19 protein-coding genes are annotated in these 19,762 nt (G+C 72.5%); 15 read left to right on the forward strand and 4 right to left on the reverse strand.

Features of this window, described 5'->3' with window-relative positions:
- The first annotated feature begins 36 nt into the window (after positions 1-36).
- A complete protein-coding gene (locus FBY41_RS21515; RefSeq protein WP_141847025.1) occupies positions 37-810 on the forward strand; it encodes a MerR family transcriptional regulator in 774 nt (257 codons plus the stop codon).
- A 65-nt stretch (positions 811-875) separates the two neighbouring features.
- Here FBY41_RS21515 and ppdK read toward each other — a convergent pair whose 3' ends face one another.
- On the reverse strand, positions 876-3,587 hold the full coding sequence (gene ppdK, locus FBY41_RS21520) for a pyruvate, phosphate dikinase (protein ID WP_141847027.1): 2,712 nt from the start codon (positions 3,585-3,587) through the stop codon (positions 876-878).
- A gap of 171 nt (positions 3,588-3,758) precedes the next feature.
- Here ppdK and FBY41_RS21525 point away from each other — a divergent pair, with 171 nt between their 5' ends.
- The gene (locus FBY41_RS21525) at positions 3,759-6,494 is read left to right on the forward strand and encodes a cation-translocating P-type ATPase (RefSeq protein ID WP_141847029.1); all 2,736 of its coding nucleotides are present in this window, start codon (positions 3,759-3,761) and stop codon (positions 6,492-6,494) included.
- Here the strand turns inward: FBY41_RS21525 and FBY41_RS21530 are convergent.
- Entirely contained in the window at positions 6,424-6,879 is a 456-nt protein-coding gene (locus FBY41_RS21530; protein WP_141847031.1) for a DUF4235 domain-containing protein, read from the reverse strand. The genes FBY41_RS21525 and FBY41_RS21530 overlap by 71 nt on opposite strands.
- A gap of 277 nt (positions 6,880-7,156) precedes the next feature.
- On the opposite strand from FBY41_RS21530, the gene FBY41_RS21535 reads away from it, so the two are divergent.
- The 6 genes from FBY41_RS21535 (at position 7,157) to FBY41_RS21560 (ending at position 13,481) form a co-directional block, all read left to right on the forward strand.
- A complete protein-coding gene (locus tag FBY41_RS21535; protein ID WP_141822964.1) occupies positions 7,157-7,771 on the forward strand; it encodes an ECF transporter S component in 615 nt (204 codons plus the stop codon).
- 7 nt (positions 7,772-7,778) lie between these two features.
- Positions 7,779-10,118 (forward strand): ATP-binding cassette domain-containing protein, encoded by a 2,340-nt coding sequence (locus FBY41_RS21540; RefSeq protein ID WP_141847033.1) that lies wholly within the window; start codon positions 7,779-7,781, stop codon positions 10,116-10,118.
- Between the two features lie 68 nt (positions 10,119-10,186).
- Positions 10,187-10,711, forward strand: a complete 525-nt coding sequence (locus FBY41_RS21545; RefSeq protein WP_141847035.1) for a hypothetical protein — start codon at positions 10,187-10,189, stop codon at positions 10,709-10,711.
- 1 nt (position 10,712) lies between these two features.
- Positions 10,713-11,306 carry a histidine phosphatase family protein gene (locus FBY41_RS21550; protein WP_141847037.1) on the forward strand — a complete coding sequence of 198 codons (594 nt, stop codon included), beginning with the start codon at positions 10,713-10,715 and terminating at the stop codon, positions 11,304-11,306.
- A gap of 322 nt (positions 11,307-11,628) precedes the next feature.
- Positions 11,629-12,171: a hypothetical protein gene (locus FBY41_RS21555; protein WP_141847039.1), complete on the forward strand. Its 543-nt coding sequence runs from the start codon at positions 11,629-11,631 to the stop codon at positions 12,169-12,171.
- Between the two features lie 95 nt (positions 12,172-12,266).
- A complete protein-coding gene (locus FBY41_RS21560) occupies positions 12,267-13,481 on the forward strand; it encodes a pyridoxal phosphate-dependent aminotransferase (protein WP_141847156.1) in 1,215 nt (404 codons plus the stop codon).
- Between the two features lie 9 nt (positions 13,482-13,490).
- Here FBY41_RS21560 and FBY41_RS21565 read toward each other — a convergent pair whose 3' ends face one another.
- Positions 13,491-13,799, reverse strand: a complete 309-nt coding sequence (locus FBY41_RS21565) for a hypothetical protein (RefSeq protein ID WP_141847041.1) — start codon at positions 13,797-13,799, stop codon at positions 13,491-13,493.
- A 15-nt stretch (positions 13,800-13,814) separates the two neighbouring features.
- Between FBY41_RS21565 and FBY41_RS21570 the strand changes: the two genes are divergently transcribed.
- From FBY41_RS21570 to FBY41_RS21580, 3 genes are all read left to right on the forward strand, one after another.
- Entirely contained in the window at positions 13,815-14,309 is a 495-nt protein-coding gene (locus FBY41_RS21570; protein WP_185749201.1) for a DUF732 domain-containing protein, read from the forward strand.
- Between the two features lie 283 nt (positions 14,310-14,592).
- Positions 14,593-15,501 carry an ABC transporter ATP-binding protein gene (locus tag FBY41_RS21575; RefSeq protein WP_185749202.1) on the forward strand — a complete coding sequence of 303 codons (909 nt, stop codon included), beginning with the start codon at positions 14,593-14,595 and terminating at the stop codon, positions 15,499-15,501.
- A complete protein-coding gene (locus FBY41_RS21580; protein ID WP_141847048.1) occupies positions 15,498-16,304 on the forward strand; it encodes an ABC transporter permease subunit in 807 nt (268 codons plus the stop codon). Before FBY41_RS21575 ends, FBY41_RS21580 begins: the two co-directional genes overlap by 4 nt.
- A 26-nt stretch (positions 16,305-16,330) precedes the next feature.
- On the opposite strand, the gene FBY41_RS21585 is transcribed toward FBY41_RS21580, so the two are convergent.
- Positions 16,331-16,765: a MarR family winged helix-turn-helix transcriptional regulator gene (locus FBY41_RS21585; RefSeq protein WP_141847050.1), complete on the reverse strand. Its 435-nt coding sequence runs from the start codon at positions 16,763-16,765 to the stop codon at positions 16,331-16,333.
- A gap of 80 nt (positions 16,766-16,845) precedes the next feature.
- Here FBY41_RS21585 and FBY41_RS21590 point away from each other — a divergent pair, with 80 nt between their 5' ends.
- The 4 genes from FBY41_RS21590 (at position 16,846) to FBY41_RS21605 (ending at position 19,731) form a co-directional block, all read left to right on the forward strand.
- Positions 16,846-17,478, forward strand: a complete 633-nt coding sequence (locus FBY41_RS21590; RefSeq protein ID WP_141847052.1) for a mycothiol-dependent nitroreductase Rv2466c family protein — start codon at positions 16,846-16,848, stop codon at positions 17,476-17,478.
- Between the two features lie 14 nt (positions 17,479-17,492).
- Positions 17,493-18,173, forward strand: coding sequence for a maleylpyruvate isomerase family mycothiol-dependent enzyme (locus FBY41_RS21595; RefSeq protein WP_221629384.1), 681 nt, complete (start codon positions 17,493-17,495; stop codon positions 18,171-18,173).
- Between the two features lie 37 nt (positions 18,174-18,210).
- The gene (locus tag FBY41_RS21600; RefSeq protein WP_221629385.1) at positions 18,211-19,224 is read left to right on the forward strand and encodes an LLM class flavin-dependent oxidoreductase; all 1,014 of its coding nucleotides are present in this window, start codon (positions 18,211-18,213) and stop codon (positions 19,222-19,224) included.
- Between the two features lie 81 nt (positions 19,225-19,305).
- Positions 19,306-19,731 carry an OsmC family protein gene (locus FBY41_RS21605; protein WP_141847055.1) on the forward strand — a complete coding sequence of 142 codons (426 nt, stop codon included), beginning with the start codon at positions 19,306-19,308 and terminating at the stop codon, positions 19,729-19,731.
- Positions 19,732-19,762 lie beyond the last annotated feature (31 nt).

Consider the following 19,762-nt stretch of genomic DNA (forward strand, 5'->3'; position numbering starts at 1 on the left):
GGCGACACGGGCCGCAGACGCCCCGAGAATGGGGCGATGCTGACGATCAGCCAGCTCGCGGCCTACGCGGGTGTGACGGTGCGTGCCGTCCGGCACTACCACGCCAAGGGCCTGCTGCCCGAGCCCGAACGCGACCACTCCGGTTATCGGCGCTACGGCGCGGCGGCCGTCGTCGAGCTCATCCGGATCCGCACCCTCGCCGACGCCGGCGTGCCGCTGTCGCGCGTGCGTGAGCTCCTGTCGGCGGGTGATGCGGACTTCGCCGTGGCAGTGGGCGACCTCGACCGGCGCCTGCGGTCCGAGATCCGGGAGCTCCAGCGGCACCGGGAGCGGATCGCCCGGCTCGCGGCCGGCGACAGCCTCGCCCTGCCGCCCGAGGCGGTCGCCTACGTCGACAGGATGCGCGAGCTGGGCTTCCCCGAGCGCGTCATCGAGGTCGAGCGCGACAGCTGGATCCTCATCGCGGCACAGATGCCCGAGGCGGTCGCTGACCTCATGGCGATCAAGCAGACCCAGATCGACGACGAGCCGCTGCGTCGGCTCTACCTCGACATCGGCGACCTCGTCGACTGCGGCCCGGACGACCCCCGCCTGCCCGCCCTGGCCGACCGGGTGGCCGCGTTCATCGAGGCCGCAGCGGCGCAGGGCGCGGGGGTCGAGGACGAGCACCCGGTCAGCCCCGCGCTCGTCGAGCTGCTCGACGCGGCCTTCCTCGAGTCCTTCGCGTGCGCCGGGCGGCTGCTCGAGCTGCTGGAGGAACGCGGCTGGACGGGCTGGACCGACATCAGGAGGACGACGCCCGCGACGTGAGGGGCGCCGACCGGCGAGCCGGACGGCATACCGGCTCGTCGGACCGCCTTGAGCGGCAGTGCTTCTCAGCGCGTGTCAGCGGTGGTGGTGCGCCCCTCTGCGAGCACGGCCTCACGTCCGGCCTGGAGCCGCACGACGGGGATCCGGGGCGGCGAGCACGAGAGGTAGTCGACGCCCACGGCCTCGAAGAAGGCCGTCGACCGAGGGTCGCCCGCGTGCTCGCCGCACGCCCCGAGCCCGAGGGTCGGGCGGGCGCGGCGGCCGTCGTCGGCGGCCATCCGCACGAGGGCGCCGACACCGGCCTCGTCGATCGTCTCGAACGGGTTGGTCGTGAGGACACCCGCCTGGCGGTAGGCGGAGAGGAAGCCGGCCTCGGCGTCGTCACGCGACATGCCCCAGCTCGTCTGGGTGAGGTCGTTGGTGCCGAAGGAGAAGAAGTCGGCCTCACCGGCGAGGGCCGCGGCGGTGAGCGCTGCACGGGGCAGCTCGACCATGACCCCGACGGGCAGGTGCAGCTCCGTGCCGTGCGCCTGCGCGACCTCGGCGACGACGCGCTCGATCCGCTCGCGGGCCCCGACGAGCTCCGCGACGTCGGCGACGAGCGGCACCATGAGCTCGGGGGCGACCGTGTGGCCCTCGGCGCGCAACCGCACCGTCGCCTCGGCGAGGGCACGCACCTGCGCGTCGATGATCTGGGGCAGCACGGTGAGCAGGCGCACACCGCGCAGACCGAGCATCGGGTTGGACTCGTGCCAGCGACGCACCGCGGCGAGTCGCCTTGTCGTGTCGGGGTCCTCGGTGCCACGCTCCGCCTCGAGGGCCGCCCGCACCGACAGCTCGACGAGGTCGGGCAGGAACTCGTGCAGCGGCGGGTCGAGCAACCGCACGACGACGGGCAGCCCCTCCATCTCGACGAGGAGCGCGCTGAGCTCGCGCAGGGCGAGCTCCTCGATCTGGGCGAGTGCTCCCTCGCGGTCGTCGTCGAGCACGAGACGCTCGACGAGCTCGCGTCGCGACCCGAGCAGCATGTGCTCCGTGCGACAGAGACCGATGCCCTGCGCTCCGAATCGCCTTGCAGCACGGGCCTCCTCGGGGATCTCGGCATTGGCCATCACCTTGAGGTGACGACGGCGGTCGGCGTGTGCCAGCAGGCGCAGCACGGCGTCGACGACGGGGTCCGCATCAGAGGGCGCGTCGCCCTGGATGGCCGTCGCGACGGCGCTCTGCTCGATCTCGCGCTGCCCCTCGAAGATGTCGCCGGTCGTGCCGTCGACGGAGAGCAGGGCACCCTCCGCGAGGATCCGCCCACCCGGGAAGGTCGCCGTGCGGGCCTCGACGTCGATGACGAGGCCCTCGACGCCGGTGACGCAGCTGCGCCCGAGACCCCGCGCGACGACAGCCGCGTGCGAGGTGAGGCCGCCGCGTGCGGTGATGACCGCGCGCGCCGCCACGAGCCCGCCGAAGTCGTCGGGGCTCGTCTCGGGACGAGCGAGCACGACCCGGTGCCCGAGGGCCGCGCGCTCGACGGCGGTCGCGGAGTCGAGCACGAGCTGGCCGGTCGCGGCGCCCGGGCTCGCGGCGAGGCCGTGCGCCAGGGTCGCGGCCGACGCGTCACGCGTGAAGGTGGGGTGGAGCAGGGTCTGCAGCTGCAGGCCGTCGACGCGGGTCAGCGCCTCGTCGAGGTCGATGACCCCGTCGTCGACGAGCGCCGCCGCGATGCGGAAGGCGGCAGCCGGGCTGCGCTTGCCGAGGCGGGTCTGGAGGATCCACAACCGGCCGCGCTCGACGGTGAACTCCACGTCGCAGAGGTCGCGGTAGTGGGTCTCGAGGGTGCGCAGGTGCTCGCTCAGCTGGCGGTGCAGCTCAGGGTCACGGCGTTGGAGCTCCGAGAGGTCGAGCGGGCTGCGGACGCCGCTCACGACGTCCTCGCCCTGGGCGTTCGGCAGGTAGTCGCCGAAGGCTCCGGGGGCGCCGCTCACGGGGTCGCGGGTGAAGCAGACGCCGCTGCCAGAGTCCTCGCCGCGGTTGCCGAAGACCATCTGGACGATGTTGACGGCGGTGCCGAGGTCGTCGGAGATGCCCTCGTGCTGGCGGTAGAGGCGGGCCCGGTCGCCGTTCCACGAGCTGAAGACGGCAAGCACCGCAGCGTGCAGCTGCTCCCGGCCGTCCTGCGGCACGTCCTCGCTGGTCTGCTCGCGGATGATCCGGCGGAAGCTGTGCGTCAGCAGCTTGAGCGAGTAGGCGTCGAGCTCGGCGTCGGTCTCCACGCCCGTCGAGCGGCGCATCGCGGCCAGCTCGTCGTCGAAGAGCCGTCCGTCGACCCCGAGCACCGTGCGGCCGTACATCTGTGCGAGCCGCCGGTAGCAGTCCCACGTGAAGTGCGCCTCGCCGCGACGGACCATCGCGGTCGCGACCTCGTCGGTCATCCCGATGTCGAGGACGGTCTCCATCATCCCGGGCATCGAGAAGCGGGCGCCGGAGCGCACCGACAGCAGGAGCGGGCGCAGCGGGTCGCCGAGGCGCAGGCCGGTGCGCTCCTCGAGCGCCTCCAGCTCGTCCTCGACGCGGCTCCACAGGCCGTCCGGCTCCCCGCCGGTCGTGAGGTAGGCCCGGCAGGCCTCGGTCGTGATGATGAAGCCGGGTGGCACGGGCAGCCCGAGCCGGGTCATCTCCGCCAGTCCGGCCCCCTTGCCACCAAGCAGTCCGGCCATCGACCGGTCTCCGTCGTGCAGCTCGACGACGAGCGGTCCGTTCGTCGTCCTCTCGATGATGGTCATGGTTTCCTCCGGTCGCGTATGTGCCCGGCGCACCGTGCGGTGTCCTCGCCTCCTTGCATGCTCGGTCGTGGGGGTGGCCTGCGCGTAGTGCCGAAAGTCCCTCTCCGCGAGCGACTCCGGCGCGTAGCGTGAAAAGGGAGGTCGTCGAGGGACGAGCGCGGGAGGTGACCCATGGAGCGCGCGGTCGCCGCCGGACCCCCCGAGGTGTCAGCCGGTGGCCTGAGTGCGTCCGAGGTCAGGAAGCGGCTCGAGCGGGACGGCCCCAACGTCATGCCGTCGCCCCGCCCGCGGTCGGCGCTCGTCCAGCTGGCCCTGCAGATGGTGCACTTCTTCGCGATCGTGCTGTGGGTGGCCGCCGGGCTCGCGCTCGTCGCCGGTATGCCGCAGCTGGCCGTCGCCATCGCCGTCGTCGTCGTGCTCAACGGCGTCTTCGCCTTCGCGCAGGAGTACCGCGCCGAGCGGGCGGGCGCGCGGCTCGCCGACCTGCTGCCACCGCGGGCCCGCGTCGTGCGGGACGGGGTGGTGGTCGAGGTGTCGGGCACCGACCTCGTCGTCGACGACGTCGTGCTCCTCGAGGCGGGTGACCGGGTCAGCGCCGACCTGCACCTCGACCGTGCGGTCTCGGTGGCCGTCGACGAGTCGATGCTGACGGGAGAGAGCGTCACGTCGCGGCCGGTCGTCGGTGCGGTCCTGCGGGCCGGCACGTTCGTCGTCGAGGGAGTGGGGCGCGGCACCGTCGTCGCGACCGGCGGGCGCACGCGGCTGGCGGAGATCGCCGCCCTGACGAGGGCGGCGCGCCGGCCGCCGAGCCCGCTCTCGATCCAGCTGCACCGCATCGTCACCGTCGTGGCCGTGCTCGCCGTCGCCACCGGCGTCGTCGCCTTCGGCGTCTCGCTCCTGCTCGGGGTCGAGCCGGGCTTCGGCTTCCTCTTCGCCGTCGGCGTCACGGTGGCTCTCGTGCCCGAGGGCCTGCTCCCGACCGTCACCCTCTCGCTCGCCCGGGCCGCCCAGCTCATGGCCGGTCGGCACGCCCTCGTGCGGCGCCTCGAGTCGGTCGAGACCCTCGGGTCGACGACCTTCGTGTGCACCGACAAGACGGGCACCCTGACCCGCAACGAGATGAACGTCGTCGAGGTGTGGACCCCGAGCGGCGCCGTGACCGTCACCGGTCACGGCTACGACCCGGAGGGAGAGTGCCGCGGAGACGCAGCCGCGGCGGCTGCAGCCCGGGAGCTGGCGCGGTCGGCCGTCGAGTGCGTCCACGGCAGGGCGGTCCAGCAGGACGGTCGGTGGCAGGCCCGCGGCGACCCGATGGAGGCGGCGATCCACACCCTTGCCGTGCGGCTCGGTGCCGGTGCGTCGGCCGACGTCCGCATCGACCGTGCGTTCCCCTTCGACCCGGTGCTGCGCCGGTCCGCCGCCCTCGCCGGCGGCTGGCTGCACGTGCTGGGTGCTCCCGACTCGGTGCTGCTCGACTGCGCGGACGTCTCCGGCAGGGCGATCGCGGAGCGCGAGGTCGAGCGCCTCAGCGCTGCCGGCCTCCGGGTCCTCGCGGTGGCCCGGCGCCGCCTCGTCGAGGCGGACGGCGACGGTGGCCCGGAGGCCTCCGACGACACCGATGGCTCCAACGCCACCGACGAGAACGGCGACGGCAGAGACGCGGTCTCCGCCCAGGGCCGGCTCGAGCACTCGCTCGAGCTGCTCGGCCTCGTGGCGATGGAGGACCCGCCCCGCGCCGGCGTGTCCGACGCCGTCGAGGTCTGCCGGCGGGCCGGCATACGGGTCATGATGATCACGGGGGACCACCCGGCGACGGCCGAGGCCATCGCCCGTGAGGTCGGCTTCCTCGCGGGCGGGCCGGTGCTCACGGCTGCCGAGCTACCCGCCGACGAGCAGGCCCTGGCCGAGCTCGTCGACGTCGACGGCACCGTCGTGGCCCGCGCCACCCCCGAGGACAAGCTGCGCATCGCGGCCGCGCTCCAGTCGCGGGGCCACGTCGTGGCGATGACCGGTGACGGCGTCAACGACGGACCCGCGCTGCGGGCCGCCGACATCGGGGTCGCGATGGGCGCGTCGGGCACCGACGTGGCTCGTGAGGCCGCCGACGTCGTGCTGCTCGACGACCGCTTCGAGACGATCGTCGCCGCCATCGAGCTCGGCCGGGCCACGTGGTCCAACGTGCGCCGCTTCCTCACCTACCACCTCACCGACAACGTCGCCGAGCTGACACCCTTCGTCGTCTGGTCGCTGACCCTCGGCCACGTGCCGCTCGCCCTCTCGGTGCTCCAGATCCTCGCGCTCGACATCGGCACCGACCTGCTGCCGGCGCTCGCCCTCGGCGCAGAGCCCGCGAGCGCCCGCGTCATGGAGGGGCCGCTGCACAAGGGGGCCCTCGTCGACGGCGTCCTCGTGCGCCGTGCCTTCCTCGTGCTCGGCCCGGCCGAGGCGTTCGTCGAGATGCTCGTCTTCGTCGCCGTGCTCGTCGGCGGAGGGTGGGCCTACGGCGCGACCGCCGGCCCCGAGCTGCTGGCCCTGGCCTCGGGCTGCGCCTTCGCCACCGTCGTGCTCGGCCAGCTGGCCAACGCCTTCGCGTGCCGAAGCGCCACGCGGCCCGTCGGGCGGTGGTCGCTGCGCGGCAACCGCCTGCTGCTCTGGGCGGTCGGTGCGGAGGTCGCCTTCCTTCTCGTCATCCTCGGCTGGCCCCCCGTTGCCGCGCTGCTCGGCGGGACAATGCCCGACCCGCGCGGCTGGGCGCTCGCGACGCTCGTCGTGCCGGTGCTGCTCGGCGCAGACACCGTGCACAAGTTCGTGCGCCGGTGGGGGAGCAACCGTCGCGTCAGGGGGTCGCGCGGTCGATCGCCCGCCGGAGCAGGAACTCCGAGCGGCGCTTGGCCCGGTCGAGCTTGAGGTGGGCCTTGCGGTCGGTCGGGGTGACCTGCTGGTCCTCGAGCCGCTTGGGCAGGTGCCCCGAGCTGTTGCGGTAGTAGGTCACGGCGCCGCGCTCCGCGGCGATGCGCGCCGCGGAGACGAGCATCGACGAGAGGGCCGTGAAGAGGATGACGTCGCGGGTGCGCTCGTGCTCGTAGTCGCCCTTGATCGGCACGGGCCGCCCGGTGGCGAGCTTCCAGGTCTTCTGGGCGGCATCCGTCGCGAGCTTGGTCGCGATGACCGAGGAGCCGATGCTGAGGACCCGCCAGACGGCCGCGCCACCTGGTCCGCGCCGTGGTTCGGCCGCCTCCTCGGCGGCCTTCTTGCCCTTGGCGATCGCCTTCTTCGCGTCCTTCGCAGCCATGCTGTGACTGTGCCACGGGAGGGAGGTAAAGTCACCTTCACAACTGAAGAGCACCACCCAACCCATCACGACAGGGGAGCGCCCTCGAGCGCTGAGAGTGCGGCGGTCGACACCACGTCGACGACAGTCCGCAGACCCTCGAACCTGCTCCGGTTAGCACCGGCGAAGGAAGTCGGGATTTTCTCAGGTCACCTTCGCGGCATACGCCATCGACATGCGTCGGTGTATGCCGTCCGGTGACCTCCCCGAGGTATCCATCGGAACCCGGGAGATCGTCATGTCCACCACCATCACCGCCAGCGGCCCTCTGACCCGCTGGCGCACCATCGACCTGCTCACCTGCGCCTTCCTCGGCGTCGCGTTCGGCGTCGCCTACTGGGCGTGGGGCCTCGCCTACGAGGCCCCGGCCACCGCGGTGTCGGCGGGCTTCCCGCCGCTCAGCGCCCTCTTCGCCTGGCCCTGGCTCGTCGCCGGCATCGTCGGGATGCTCGTCATCCGGCGCCCCGGCGCCGCCGTCTTCACCGAGCTGCTCGCCGCGATCGTGTCGGCGCTCATCGGCACGCAGTGGGGTCTGACGACCCTCGTCTCCGGCCTCGTCCAGGGCCTCGGCGTCGAGCTCGGCTTCGCCCTCTTCGGGTATGCCGTCTACAGCTGGGCCCCGTTGCTCATCGGCGGCTTCCTCGGGGGTGCCTTCGAGGCCGTCTACGAGTGGTACTCCTACTGGACCGACTGGGGCTTCGGCTACAAGATCGCCTACCTCTTCCTGCTCGGCGGGTCGGTGGCGATCTTCGGGTCGCTGCTCGCCGTGGGGCTGACCAAGCTGCTCGCGAACGCAGGGGCGCTGGCCGCGTTCCCGCCCGGCCAGGAGGCTCGCGAACGCGCGGCCGTCTGAGGCCGACATGACCGAGCCGGCTCCGGCTGACACAGCAGGCCTCGTCGACCCCCTCGGTCGGCCATCCGCCGCTGCCCCGCGAGGGGCCGCGGTCGAGGTTGCGGGCCTGTCGTGGCGTCCCTACGGGCGTGCTCGTCCGGTGCTGCACGGGCTCGACCTCACGGTCGCGGCCGGCGAGCGCGTGCTGCTCGCCGGCCCGAGCGGGTCGGGCAAGTCGACCCTGCTGCGTGCCCTGGCCGGGCTGCTGCTGACGGCCGACTCGGGCGAGCTCGATGGTGAGGTCACCCTCGACGGCGAGTCCGAGGGCCGGGCCGGCGCGGTCGGCCTCGTGCTGCAGGACCCGGGAGCCGGCGTCGTCGCCTCGTCGATCGGCCGCGACGTCGCCTTCGGCCTCGAGAACGTCGGGGTGGCCCGTGACGCCATGCCCGCACGGGTCGCCGCGGCGCTCGCCGAGGTGGGCCTCGACCTGCCGCCCGACTCCTCGCCTTCGACCCTCAGCGGGGGCGAGGCGCAGCGCCTCGCCCTCGCCGGGGCCCTCGTCATGGAGCCGCGGCTGCTGCTCCTCGACGAGCCGACCGCGATGCTCGACGCCGACACCGCGGCCGGGGTGCGGGCGGTCGTGGCCGACGTCGTCGCCCGCCGCGGGCTGACGCTCGTCGTCGTCGAGCACCGGCTCACGGGCTGGCTCGACCTCGTCGACCGCCTCGTCGTGCTCGACGGTGACGGCACCATCGTCGCCGACGGGGCCCCGCACGACGTGCTCGCCGAGCACGCGAGCTCGCTGGTGCGACAGGGCATCTGGGTGCCGGGAGCCCCGGAGCCGCAGCCGCTCCGCGTGGCGCTGACACCGATGCCACGGGCGGCCGCAGGTGTCCTCGCACCGGGCGCGCCCGTCGTCGCCGGCACCGACCTCGGGGTCGAGCGCCGCAGCCGGCGGCTCGGCTCCACGTCGCGCAGCACGACCGCGGTGGCGGGGGCGGACCTCGCGGTCGAGGCGGGCCGTCTCACAGCGCTGACCGGTCCGAGCGGGGCCGGCAAGTCGACGCTCATGGCCGCCGTCGGAGGGCTGCTCGCTCCCACGACCGGTCGCGTCGACGTGGCGGCCCCGATCACCCCGGTGAGCGGCGGCCAGGGCGACTGCCCCCGGCCGCCGCACGAGTGGCCCTCGGTCGACCTCGCCCGGGTCGTGGCCTGGGTGCCCCAGCGGGCGGCGACCGCGGTCGTGGGTCGCACCGTGCGCGACGACGTGCTGACGACGGCGCGCGCCCTCGGCCTCTCGGGAGCCGACGCGGAGACCCGGGCCGACGAGCTGCTCGCGACGCTCGGCCTCGCCCGGCTCGCCGACACGGATCCGCGACACCTCTCCGGCGGCGAGCAGCGCCGACTCGCCGTCGCCTCGGCCATCGCGCACGGCCCTGCGCTCGTGCTCGCCGACGAGCCGACCGTGGGCCAGGACCGACTCACCTGGTCCGCCGTCATGGGCACCCTCGAGGCCGCGCGCCGCGAGGGGGCCGGGGTGCTCGTCACGACCCACGACCCCGGCGTCGTCGACCGCGCCGACCAGGAGCTCGCCCTCCGCCGCCCGTCGCAGCCGGCAGTCGACCCCGAGCCGGAGCGTCGCCCCCTGCTCGCCCGGGTCGGTCCCCTCGCACTGCTCGTCGCGGCGCTCTGCGTGCTGCCCCTGCCCGCCCTGCTCGGGTCGTGGCGCCAGGCCCTCGTCGTGCTCGCCGTCGAGGTCACCCTCGGAGCCGTCGGCCTGCTCGCGCCCGGCCCGGGTCGCCGGCCGGAGGGCCGGCTGCGCGGGGTGCTCGCGCGGCTCGCTCCTGCGGTCGTCGCCGTCGTCGGCGTGGCGTGGTCGGCCTGGCTGCTCGGCGGGCGTGACCTCGAGATCGCCGCCGGTGCCGCCCTGCGCGTGCTCTGCCTCATCGTGCCCTCGGCGTTCGTCGTCGGCTTCATCGACCCGGAGCGGCTCGGCGACCACCTCGCGCAGCGCGTCCACCTGCCCGCCCGTCCCGTCGTGGCCGCGACCGCGGCGCTGCAGCGCCTGCAGTCCTTCGACGACCTGTGGACCGAGCTCATGACGACGAGGCGCGTGCGCGGCATACGGGCTGATCGGGGCCTCGTGCGCCGGGGGACCGAGGCCGTCGCGGTCACCGGCGGGCTGCTCGTCGGCGCGCTCGGGCAGGCGGCCGGGCTCGCCCTCGCGATGGATGCCCGCGGCTTCGCCGGCGCGCACCGGCGCTCCTGGGCCGGGCCCGCTCCCTGGCGCCTGCCCGACTCCCTCGCGGTCCTCGGGGGGCTGACGATCGTCGGCGCGGCGCTCGTCGCCCGGGCGCTCGTCGGCTGAGGTCGCGGGGCACAATGTCTGCGACATGTGTTCACCCGCGACCACCGGGTGACGAGAGGAGCCGAACCGTGAGCAGGTCCGCAGGCAGGCAGGGGTATGCCGGGGCGCCCCGATCCGTCTCCGGCGCGCGGGTCCGCGCCGCCGGGCTGGTCGCCGCAGGGCTCGCGTCCGCCCTGTCGCTCGGGGCCTGCGGGCAGCCGACCCGCTCGGACGACGGGATCGGCCCGACGGTCAGCGTGCCGGTCCAGCCGACCATCGCGCGCGACACCCCGACGGACGACGTGCCGGACACGACGGCTCCCGTGGCCGGCGGCCTCTTCGACGCCTCGACGAGCCTCGTCGCCTCGACGTGCGCGCCGACCGGTGACTCGTGGAACTTCAGCGGCACGGTGCAGAACACCGACTCGGTCGCACACACCTTCACCGTCGCCGTCTTCATCGTGCGCACCTCCGACTCGTCCGACGTGGCGGGCAAGGAGATCGACGTCACCGTCGCGCCCGGCGAGAAGGGCGACGTGGCGGCGAAGGGCTTCTGGCGTGGCCCGAAGACCGGGGTCGAGTGCCTCACCGGCGTCACCGTCAAGGACCAGTGACGTGCGGTTCTTCCTCGTCCGCCACGGCCAGACCCACGCCAACGTCGCCCGGCAGCTCGACACCGCGGTGCCCGGGCTCGACCTCACCGACACCGGCCGTGAACAGGCCCGAGCACTTGCCGAGCGTCTCGCCGGCGAGGACCTCGGCGCGATCTACACCTCCGACCTCGTGCGCACCCAGCAGACGGCGGCTCCGCTGGCGAAGCGGCTCGGCCTCGAGATGGTCGTCCTGCCCGGGCTGCGCGAGATCCAGGCGGGCGACTACGAGATGTCGACCGACTGGCAGCCCTACGTAGACGCCGTCGTGCGGTGGGGCGACGACCCCGCGCACACGATCCCCGGGGGCGACAGCGGGGTCGGCTTCATGTCCCGCTACGACGCGGCCGTCACGCAGATCGCCTCCGACGGGCACGCGGCGGCCGTCGCCATCAGCCACGGCGCGGCGATGCGCACGTGGTGCACGGTCCGGCTGGGCCTGCCCGCCGACTTCTTCGCCTCGCGCCGCCTCGACAACACGCACGTCGTGACGATGGAGGGCGACCCCGACGCGGGCTGGCGTCTCCTCGCCTGGGGCGACGAACCCATCACCCACTGACCCCCTCACCACGTCGAGTGCCCAGTTCCCGACGTGTGGAAAGTGGGCACTCGACCGGGGGGTGAGTCGAGTGCCCAGTTCCAGACGTTCGGAAAGTGGGCACTCGACTAGGAGGTGGGTCGAGTGCCCAGTTCCCGACGTGTGGAAAGTGGGCACTCGACTAGGAGGTGGGTCGAGTGCCCAGTTCCCGACGTGTGGAAAGTGAGCACTCGACCGGAGGGTGGGTCGAGTGCCCAGTTCCCGACGGACCTGAGGGTCACGGATTGGCGACACTTGGCCGGGCGGGGCGACGGCGCCGCGCCGGTGCTCGACACTGTGCTGCGTGACCGACTACGGCTTCAGCGACGAGGCCCCGGAGCGGGCGCAGCGGGCCGGTGGCCGGCGGCGACCGACGATGGCCGGCATCGCCGTCACCGTCGGCGTGCTCGCCCTGCTCGGACTCCTCCTCTGGGCCTGGGTCGCCCGGTCCCACGCCGACGACCTCGCCGCCTGGGACACCCTCGAGACGACGTTCGAGGTGATGGACCGGAGCCTCACCCCCCTCGGCCACGGGGAGTCCCCGCCCTGTCACACCGAGCCCGACGGCGTCGTCACGCGCACGTACCCGCCCTCGACCGGTCCCCAGGCGGCCGCGGTCATCGGCTATCTCACCCAGCTCGGCTGGACCGTGCAGAACGGATCGGGCGCCCAGCCGTCCGCCACCGGGTCCGCCCCCTCCGACGCCGCAGCCGTGCTCGCCGTCCTCACGAAGAGCAGCGGGGGCCGCGACCTCACGGTCGTCGTCAGCGGCCCGTCGCTCGACCGCCTCGTCGGGCCGGTCACCGGGCGCAGCCCGGGCTCGACGATCGGGTGCCTCGGTCGCTGACGGCCGCGCCACGGGTCGTGGGCGAGACCCACCCCACAGGCCACATGCTGGGAATTGCCGGGCTCGCGGCATACCGGGGTGTCACGCTGGGGCGTATGCGCGTGGTCACCCAGTCCCGAAAGCTCCAAAACGTCTGTTACGAGATCCGCGGACCCGTGCTCGCCGAGGCCAAGCGGCTCGAGGACGAGGGCCACCGCATCCTCAAGCTCAACATCGGCAACCCGGCGCCGTTCGGCTTCGAGGCGCCCGAGGACATCCTCGTCGACGTCATCCAGGAGCTGCCGACGGCGCAGGGCTACAGCGACAGCAAGGGCATCCTGTCGGCCCGCCGCGCGGTCAAGCAGCACTACGAGCTGCGCGACTTCCCGCCCGTCGGCGTCGAGGACATCTACCTCGGCAACGGCGTGAGCGAGCTCATCGTCATGGCGATGCAGGGCCTGCTCGACAACGGCGACGAGGTGCTCATCCCCGCACCCGACTACCCCCTGTGGACGGCGGCCGCGAGCCTCGCCGGGGGCACCGCGGTGCACTACGTCTGCGACGAGCAGGCCGGCTGGGCGCCCGATCTCGACGACATCCGCAGCAAGGTGACCGACCGCACCCGGGCCATCGTCGTCATCAACCCCAACAACCCCACCGGCGCGGTCTACCCGCGCGAGGTGCTCGAGGCGATCGCGCAGGTCGCGCGCGAGCACGAGCTGATCCTCATGGCCGACGAGATCTACGACAAGATCCTCTACGACGCCGCGACGCACACCTCGGTGGCCGCGGTCGCCCCCGACCTGCTGTGCCTCACCTTCAACGGGCTGTCCAAGGCCTACCGGGTCGCGGGCTTCCGCTCCGGCTGGCTCGCCATCACCGGCCCCAAGGAGCACGCCCGCAACTACATCGAGGGCCTCGACATCCTCGCGAACATGCGGCTGTGCGCCAACGTGCCCGCGCAGCACGCGATCCAGGTGGCCCTCGGCGGCTACCAGTCGATCAACGAGCTCATCCTCCCGGGCGGCCGGTTGCTCGAGCAGCGCAACGTCGCGTGGGAGATGCTGAACCAGATCCCCGGGGTGTCGGTGACGAAGCCGCAGGGCGCGCTCTACCTCTTCCCGCGCCTCGACCCCAAGGTCCATCCCCTCGTCAACGACGAGAAGTTCGCGCTCGACCTGCTGCGCGAGCAGAAGCTGCTCATCGTGCACGGCACCGGCTTCAACTGGTCCACGCCCGACCACTTCCGGCTCGTCTTCCTGCCCCGGGTCGAGGATCTCGAGGACGCCATCGGCCGCCTCGAGAAGTTCCTCTCGACCTACTCGCAGTAGCCCGCCCGCTCAGACGAGGGTCGACGCCCACCACTTGAGGACGATCCCGAGCACGACCGCCCAGACGACCGTGAGCAGGACGCTGATGGCGATCGCGATCCAGGCGCCGCGCCGGCCGCCGGGCTCGCGGCGAGCGAGGCTCAGCCCCGCGAGCGCCAGACCGAGCAGCTGCGGCACGAAGGTGAAGCCGAAGACCACCGCGGCCAGGGAGGCGATGACGGCCCCACGGGCCAGCGGCGCCTCGCCGGCGAGCCGCAGACCGGCCGGCTCGGCGTTGCCGCGATCCGCTTCCGACAGGGGATGATCGGGGTCCGTCACACGTTCAGGATAACGATGAGCCCCTCCACCACCTCGCCGTATGCCGTCCGTCCCCCTCGGGCGGACCGTCACCCTCCCCGGGTGGGCGCGCCTCGCAGACGCCTCGGGCGAGGTGCCGCTGTCGGCGTCGTCAGTGCTGCGGTGCTGCTCGCGGTCATCTCGCTGGGGGCCTGCAGCAGCGACGACCCCACCCTCGGCGACCTGCCCCCCGACGTGGCGAGCGCCCGGCCGACGATCTCGGCCGACGAGGCGAGGTTCGTCCTCGCCGCCGAGAAGCTCGGCGCCACCGTCACGGGGGCGAGCGTCGATGACGACATCCAGACCGGCACGACGACGTGCTGGGTGCTGCGCAACGGGGGTGTGACGCTCGACAAGGTGGCCGTCGACGAGGACGACAAGCCCCTGCCCAACACCGGCGAGGCGTTGCGCACGAAGCAGCTCATGGCGGCCGGGGTGCAGACGTTCTGCCCCGACCACGACGACCAGATCGCCCTGCTCAAGCTGCCCTGACGGCATCCGGCACGCGGGCACCGCGTGAAGTGAGCCACAGGCCAAAGGCGGGCTTGCTGTCGCGGAGCAGAATCGAGAGGGCGGCACCGTCGCGGCAGGCGGTTGGCGTCACGCAGACGGCTCCCGTGGAGGATCCCTGGCCATGATGAAGGAAGCGACCACCTTTCCTTCGGACCGCACGCCCGCCGTCGAGGCTGCGGCCGCGGGGCAGGAGTCGTCCCGGTTCGCCATCGAGGTTGCCGGGCTCGCGCGGTCGTTCGGCGAGACGACGGTCCTGGACGGAGTGGACCTGCGCCTCGAGTCCGGTGGCGTCTTCGGGCTGTTGGGCCCGAACGGTGCCGGCAAGACCACGACCGTTCGCATCCTGACCGGAGTGCTGCGTGCCGACCGGGCGTCGTGCCTTCGTGTTCTCGGCCATGACCTTCCGGACGAGATCGCCAGCGTTCGACCCCACATCGGCGTGCAGACCGACACCGCGCTCTACGACCGCCTGACCGGGCTCGACAACCTCACGTTCTTCGGCCGCCTGTACGGCATGTCGTCGGCGGACGCCACGAGGGCTGCCCACGCGCTGCTGGACCGCTTCGGGCTGGGCGACCGGCAGGCGCATCGCGTCGGCACCTACTCCAAGGGCATGAAGCAGAAGGCGTTGATCGCACGGGCCCTCATCGCCGATCCCGAGCTCGTCTTCCTCGATGAGCCGACCGCCGGTCTGGACCCCGAGGCGGCCCATGAGCTGATGATGTACATCCACGACCTGTCGATCGAGCAGGGTCGGACCTTCTTCATCACCTCCCACCGCCTGGAGGAGATGGAGTCCATCTGCACCAAGGTGGGGGTGCTCTCCAGAGGCCGGATCGCGGCGCAGGGCGCACCTGCGGAGGTCGCGCGCATGCTGGTGCCAGATGTACGCATCCGGATCACCGTGGCGCCCCCGACCGTCCTCGACCAGTCCGCAGTCCTCGCCCTCGAAGGCGTTCGGACGGTCACTCCCGTGGAGAGCGGTGCGATGGTGGAACTGACCACCCGCCAAGCGGTTCCGGCCGTCGTGCGTGCCATAGCGGCCATGCCGGGCGATCTGCTCGGGATCGCCGAGGAACCCCCCACCCTCGAGGAGGCCTACCTGCGCCTGGTTCACACGCAGGAGCGCGTTCACACGCAGGAGGGCGCAGCCGTGGGAGGTGCCCGATGAAGGGCGGGACCATCTGGACCATCGCGGCCAAGGACCTCCGCGAGAGCACGGCGACCGGGCAGGTGCTGGCCCCGGTCGCGATCGTGCCCTTCGTCTTCGTCGTGCTCTACCCGGTGGGGCTCCTGCTCGCCCTGCGCTCGATGAGCCCGGCCGACGCACACGACCTCGTCTCGAAGATCCCCACCTCCGCCTTCCCGGGAACCGGGGAGCTCACCGTGCAGGGCCAAGCGGCATACATCTCCACGGTCTACCTGTTCGCCGGCTTCTTCCTCATCATCCCGACCATGGTGGCCGTCGTCCTGGCGGCCAACAGCTTCGCCGGCGAGAAGGAGCGCCACACGCTCGAGGGTGTCCTCTACACCCCGGTCACCGACACCGCGCTCGTCGTGGGCAAGATCGTGGGCGCGGCCCTACCGGCCGTGGTCATCTCGTGGGTGTGCTTCGGCGTCTACACGACTCTCGTCAACATCCTGGGCAACCCCCTGGTCGGTCACTGGTACTTCCCGACCCTCAACTGGTGGGTGCTGATGGTGCTGCTGGTGCCGGCGGTCTCGGTGTTCGTCACTGCCTGCGTCGTCTGGGTGTCGGCCCGGGTCAGCTCGTACCAGTCGGCCAACTCGATCGCCGGTTTCGCCGTGCTGCCGTTGATCCTGCTCGTCGTGGGACAGGCCACCGGCGTCATGCTCCTGGGCCCCGGCTTCTTCGCCGTGCTCGGTCTCGTGCTGGTCGTCGTCGATGTCGTGATGATGCGGTGGATCATCACGACGTTCGACCGTGAGAGGGTCGTCGCCTCGTTCCTCTAAGGCGGCGATCCCTGGCCTCCGCGCCGCTACTGGTAGGGGTCGGTGATGTCACGCAGCGCGGTCAGGGCGTCGCGGAGCTGATCCATGGCCTCGGGGCCGAGATGAGCCCGCCACTCGGCCTCGATGCGGTCCTCCTCCGCCCGTGCCACCGGGAGGACGGCCTCGGCGCGAGGAGTCAATCGCACCAGGGTCGCTCGACCGTCCGACGGGTCCGGCACTCGTTCGACGTAGCCGGCCCGTTCGAGCTTGTCGACCAGGGCGGTGGCGGTCTGCTTGGCGATCTGGGCGCGCTCGGCCAGCACGCTCAGTCGGGTTCCCGCCGGATCGATGCCCATCATGAGCCGGCTCTGCGCGATGGTCAGGTCGTCGAACCCGGCGTCATGCACGGCCTCGAAGATCCTGCTTGCGGCAGAGCGGGACGCGATGAACATCAGCAGGCTGCTCGGCAGCTCGCGCGCCATCAGAACCCTTTTCCCATAGTCCCATAATCGAACTACAATGGTTCGATCATGGGACTAGTGTAGCGAGGCAGGGAGGCGTCATGACTGCGACCCCGCACCCGAGCGTCGTCGACTTCTGGTTCGACCCGGTGTGCCCCTACTCGTGGACGGCCTCACGGTGGCTCCACGAGGTGAGCCAGCGCCGGTCCCTGACGGTGCGGCTCCACGTGATGAGCCTGTACCTGCTCAACGAGCACCGCACCGACGTGGCCCCGGAGTACCGCCGGAGTGTCGAGACCTCGCGCGGACCGGCGCGCGTCGCGACAGCCGTCGTCTCGAGGTTCGGCGAAGCGGCCCTCGACCGGTTCTACACCGCGTTCGGTGAGGTGATCTTCGACCACTGGCGCCGACCCTCGGCCGCCGAGTACCACGAGGTCGTCCAGGCGTCGCTGCCCCGGGTGGGACTTCCGGGCGATCTCGCGGGTGCCATGGAGTCCGAGCAGCACGACGCGGACATGCGCCGAAGCCACGAGACGGGGGTCGCGCTCGTCGGTGGCGAGGCGGGCACCCCGATCACCAGCATCGACGGTGCCGCGTTCTTCGGACCGGTCCTCAACGCGATCCCCCGCGGCGACGCGGCCATCCGGGTCTTCGACGGCGCGCGGCTGCTCGCCGGCTATCCCCAGTTCTTCGAGCTCAAGCGCACCCGGTCGCACCCGCCGGTCTTCACGTGAGGAGAAAACACGCCATGGCCACGATGACACCGGCCGACGTCGATGCGATGTGGGCCGCGATCGACGACCAGCGAGCACGCACCGCCGACCTGCTCGTGCGGCTGACGCAGGACCAGTGGGGGCACCGGTCCCTGTGCGAGGGCTGGACGGTGCGGCACGTCGCCGCCCACCTGACCCTGCAGCAGCAGGGCATCGGTGATGCGCTGACCTTCGTCCTGCGCCACCCGCGGATGCTGCGCAGCGTGACGCTGAACGCGACGATCCACGACTCCGCCGTGCTGCAGGCGCAGCTGCTTTCGACGTCCGAGATCATCGCGCGGATCAGGGCGGGCATCGGGTCGCGCCGGCACAACGCCTTTGTCACACCCCTGGAGACGCTGACCGACATCCTCGTCCACAGTCAGGACATCGCCATCCCGCTCGGACTCGAGGTCCCGATGCAACCGGCCGCGGCCGCCGTTGCCGCCACACGCAGGTGGGACACCCGGCACACGTGGCTCGCCAGCGTCAACCGCCGCATACCGCTCGACGACTACCGGCTCGTTGCGACGGATACCGACTGGACCCAGGGGGAAGGGCCAGAGATCGCCGGGCCGATCGCCGGACTCCTCCTGCTGCTCACCGGGCGCGATGCCGCCCTGGAGCACCTCACCGGCGCCGGCGTCGCCGCCCTGCGCCAGGCGGTCACGCGCTGACGGAATACCGCGCCGCACCCGACCCGTTGCCTCCCACGTGACCTCTGTCCCCCGCGCCCAGCTGAACATCCTCGACCTCGTGCCCGTCCTCGAGGGCGGCACCGCCGGTGAGGCGATCGCCGCGACCGTCGACGTCGCGCGGCACGCCGAGAAGTGGGGCTACGGCCGCTACTGGATGGCTGAGCACCACAACATGCGCGGCGTCGCGTCGAGCTCGACCGCCGTGCTCATCGGCCACGTCGCCGACCAGACCGAGTCGATCCGGGTCGGTGCGGGCGGCATCATGCTGCCCAACCACGCGCCCTACGTCGTCGCCGAGCAGTTCGGCACGCTCGCGACGATCCACCCCGGCCGCATCGACCTCGGCCTCGGCCGCGCCCCCGGCACCGACCCCTTCACGACCCGCGCCCTGCGCCGCAGCGAGGCCGCCGCGATGAACTTCGCCGGCGAGGTCGAGGAGCTGATCGGCTACCTCGGCGACCCCGACCCCGACGCCAAGGTGCGCGCCATCCCCGGCGAGGGCACCCACGTGCCGATCTGGATCCTCGGGTCCAGCCACGGCGGCGCCCAGGTCGCGGCGGCCCTCGGCCTGCCCTACTCCTTCGCCTCGCACTTCGCGCCCGCCGCGCTCATGAGCGCCCTCGAGGTCTACCGCTCGCGGTTCACCCCGTCGACCGAGCCCGGTGGCCTCGACGCTCCGCGCACGATGGCCGGGGTCAACGTCATGGTCGCCGACACGACCGCCGAGGCCGAGCGGCTCTTCACGAGCGTGCTCGCGCGCTTCCACGGCATCGTGACGGGGCGTCGCTCCGGCGTGACCGAGCCGGAGGGCGACATCGCCGGCCTCATGGCCCGCTGGTCACCGGCGGAGCGCCAGGCCGTCTCGGAGATGACCCGTGTCTCGCTCGTCGGCACGCCCGGCGAGGTACGCGAGGGCCTCGCCGGCTTCGTCGAGGCGACGGGTGTCGACGAGGTCATCGTCACCTGCGGCGCGCACGACCACGAGGACCGCCTCCGCTCCTTCGAGCTGCTCGCCGACGCCTGGAGCTGACCGCCACCACCCACCGAGGTATGCCGTCCGGCCGGCGCGACGGGACGGCATACCGTCCGCACGATCTGAGAGGCTGCCCCCATGAGCACCGACGCCCCTGACCTCCGCTCCATCACGCTGACGCGCGACAGCGTGGGCCGCTACACGGCCCGCAACCGCCGCGGCGGGTCGCTCACCGTGAGCTCCGGCACCGAGGAGCTCTCGCCGGTGGAGCTTCTCCTCGCGGGCATCGCCGCCTGCACCGCCGTCGACGTCGACACCGTGACGACGCGCCGGGCCGAGCCCGACTCCTTCGAGGTCGAGGTGACGGCCGACAAGGTCAAGGACGAGCACGGCAACCACCTGCAGGACATCACCGTGAGCTTCCGGGTGCGCTTCCCCGACGGTGACGGAGGTGACGCCGCCCGCGAGATGCTGCCGAAGCTCGTGAAGCGCTCGCACGACGAGTGGTGCACCGTGAGCCGCACCATCGAGCTCGGCACCGCGATCGAGGCCAGGGTCGAGTAGCCCTGCACCCGGTGACAGACGGGGGCCCGCC

The sequence above is a fragment of the Humibacillus xanthopallidus genome, assembly GCF_006716675.1.
Lineage (GTDB): Bacteria > Actinomycetota > Actinomycetes > Actinomycetales > Dermatophilaceae > Humibacillus > Humibacillus xanthopallidus_B.

What these genes read in the sequence shown, in the direction of transcription:
- FBY41_RS21540 (WP_141847033.1), top strand. Translation starts at nt 7,779, where the DNA reads ATGACCGAGCCGGCTCCGGCTGACACAGCAGGCCTCGTCGACCCCCTC.
- FBY41_RS21515 (WP_141847025.1), top strand. Translation starts at nt 37, where the DNA reads ATGCTGACGATCAGCCAGCTCGCGGCCTACGCGGGTGTGACGGTGCGT.
- FBY41_RS21595 (WP_221629384.1), top strand. Translation starts at nt 17,493, where the DNA reads ATGGCCACGATGACACCGGCCGACGTCGATGCGATGTGGGCCGCGATC.
- FBY41_RS21570 (WP_185749201.1), top strand. Translation starts at nt 13,815, where the DNA reads ATGAGCCCCTCCACCACCTCGCCGTATGCCGTCCGTCCCCCTCGGGCG.
- FBY41_RS21580 (WP_141847048.1), top strand. Translation starts at nt 15,498, where the DNA reads ATGAAGGGCGGGACCATCTGGACCATCGCGGCCAAGGACCTCCGCGAG.
- FBY41_RS21560 (WP_141847156.1), top strand. Translation starts at nt 12,267, where the DNA reads ATGCGCGTGGTCACCCAGTCCCGAAAGCTCCAAAACGTCTGTTACGAG.
- FBY41_RS21585 (WP_141847050.1), bottom strand. Translation starts at nt 16,765, where the DNA reads ATGGCGCGCGAGCTGCCGAGCAGCCTGCTGATGTTCATCGCGTCCCGC.
- FBY41_RS21535 (WP_141822964.1), top strand. Translation starts at nt 7,157, where the DNA reads ATGTCCACCACCATCACCGCCAGCGGCCCTCTGACCCGCTGGCGCACC.
- FBY41_RS21525 (WP_141847029.1), top strand. Translation starts at nt 3,759, where the DNA reads ATGGAGCGCGCGGTCGCCGCCGGACCCCCCGAGGTGTCAGCCGGTGGC.
- FBY41_RS21605 (WP_141847055.1), top strand. Translation starts at nt 19,306, where the DNA reads ATGAGCACCGACGCCCCTGACCTCCGCTCCATCACGCTGACGCGCGAC.
- ppdK (WP_141847027.1), bottom strand. Translation starts at nt 3,587, where the DNA reads ATGACCATCATCGAGAGGACGACGAACGGACCGCTCGTCGTCGAGCTG.
- FBY41_RS21590 (WP_141847052.1), top strand. Translation starts at nt 16,846, where the DNA reads ATGACTGCGACCCCGCACCCGAGCGTCGTCGACTTCTGGTTCGACCCG.
- FBY41_RS21530 (WP_141847031.1), bottom strand. Translation starts at nt 6,879, where the DNA reads ATGGCTGCGAAGGACGCGAAGAAGGCGATCGCCAAGGGCAAGAAGGCC.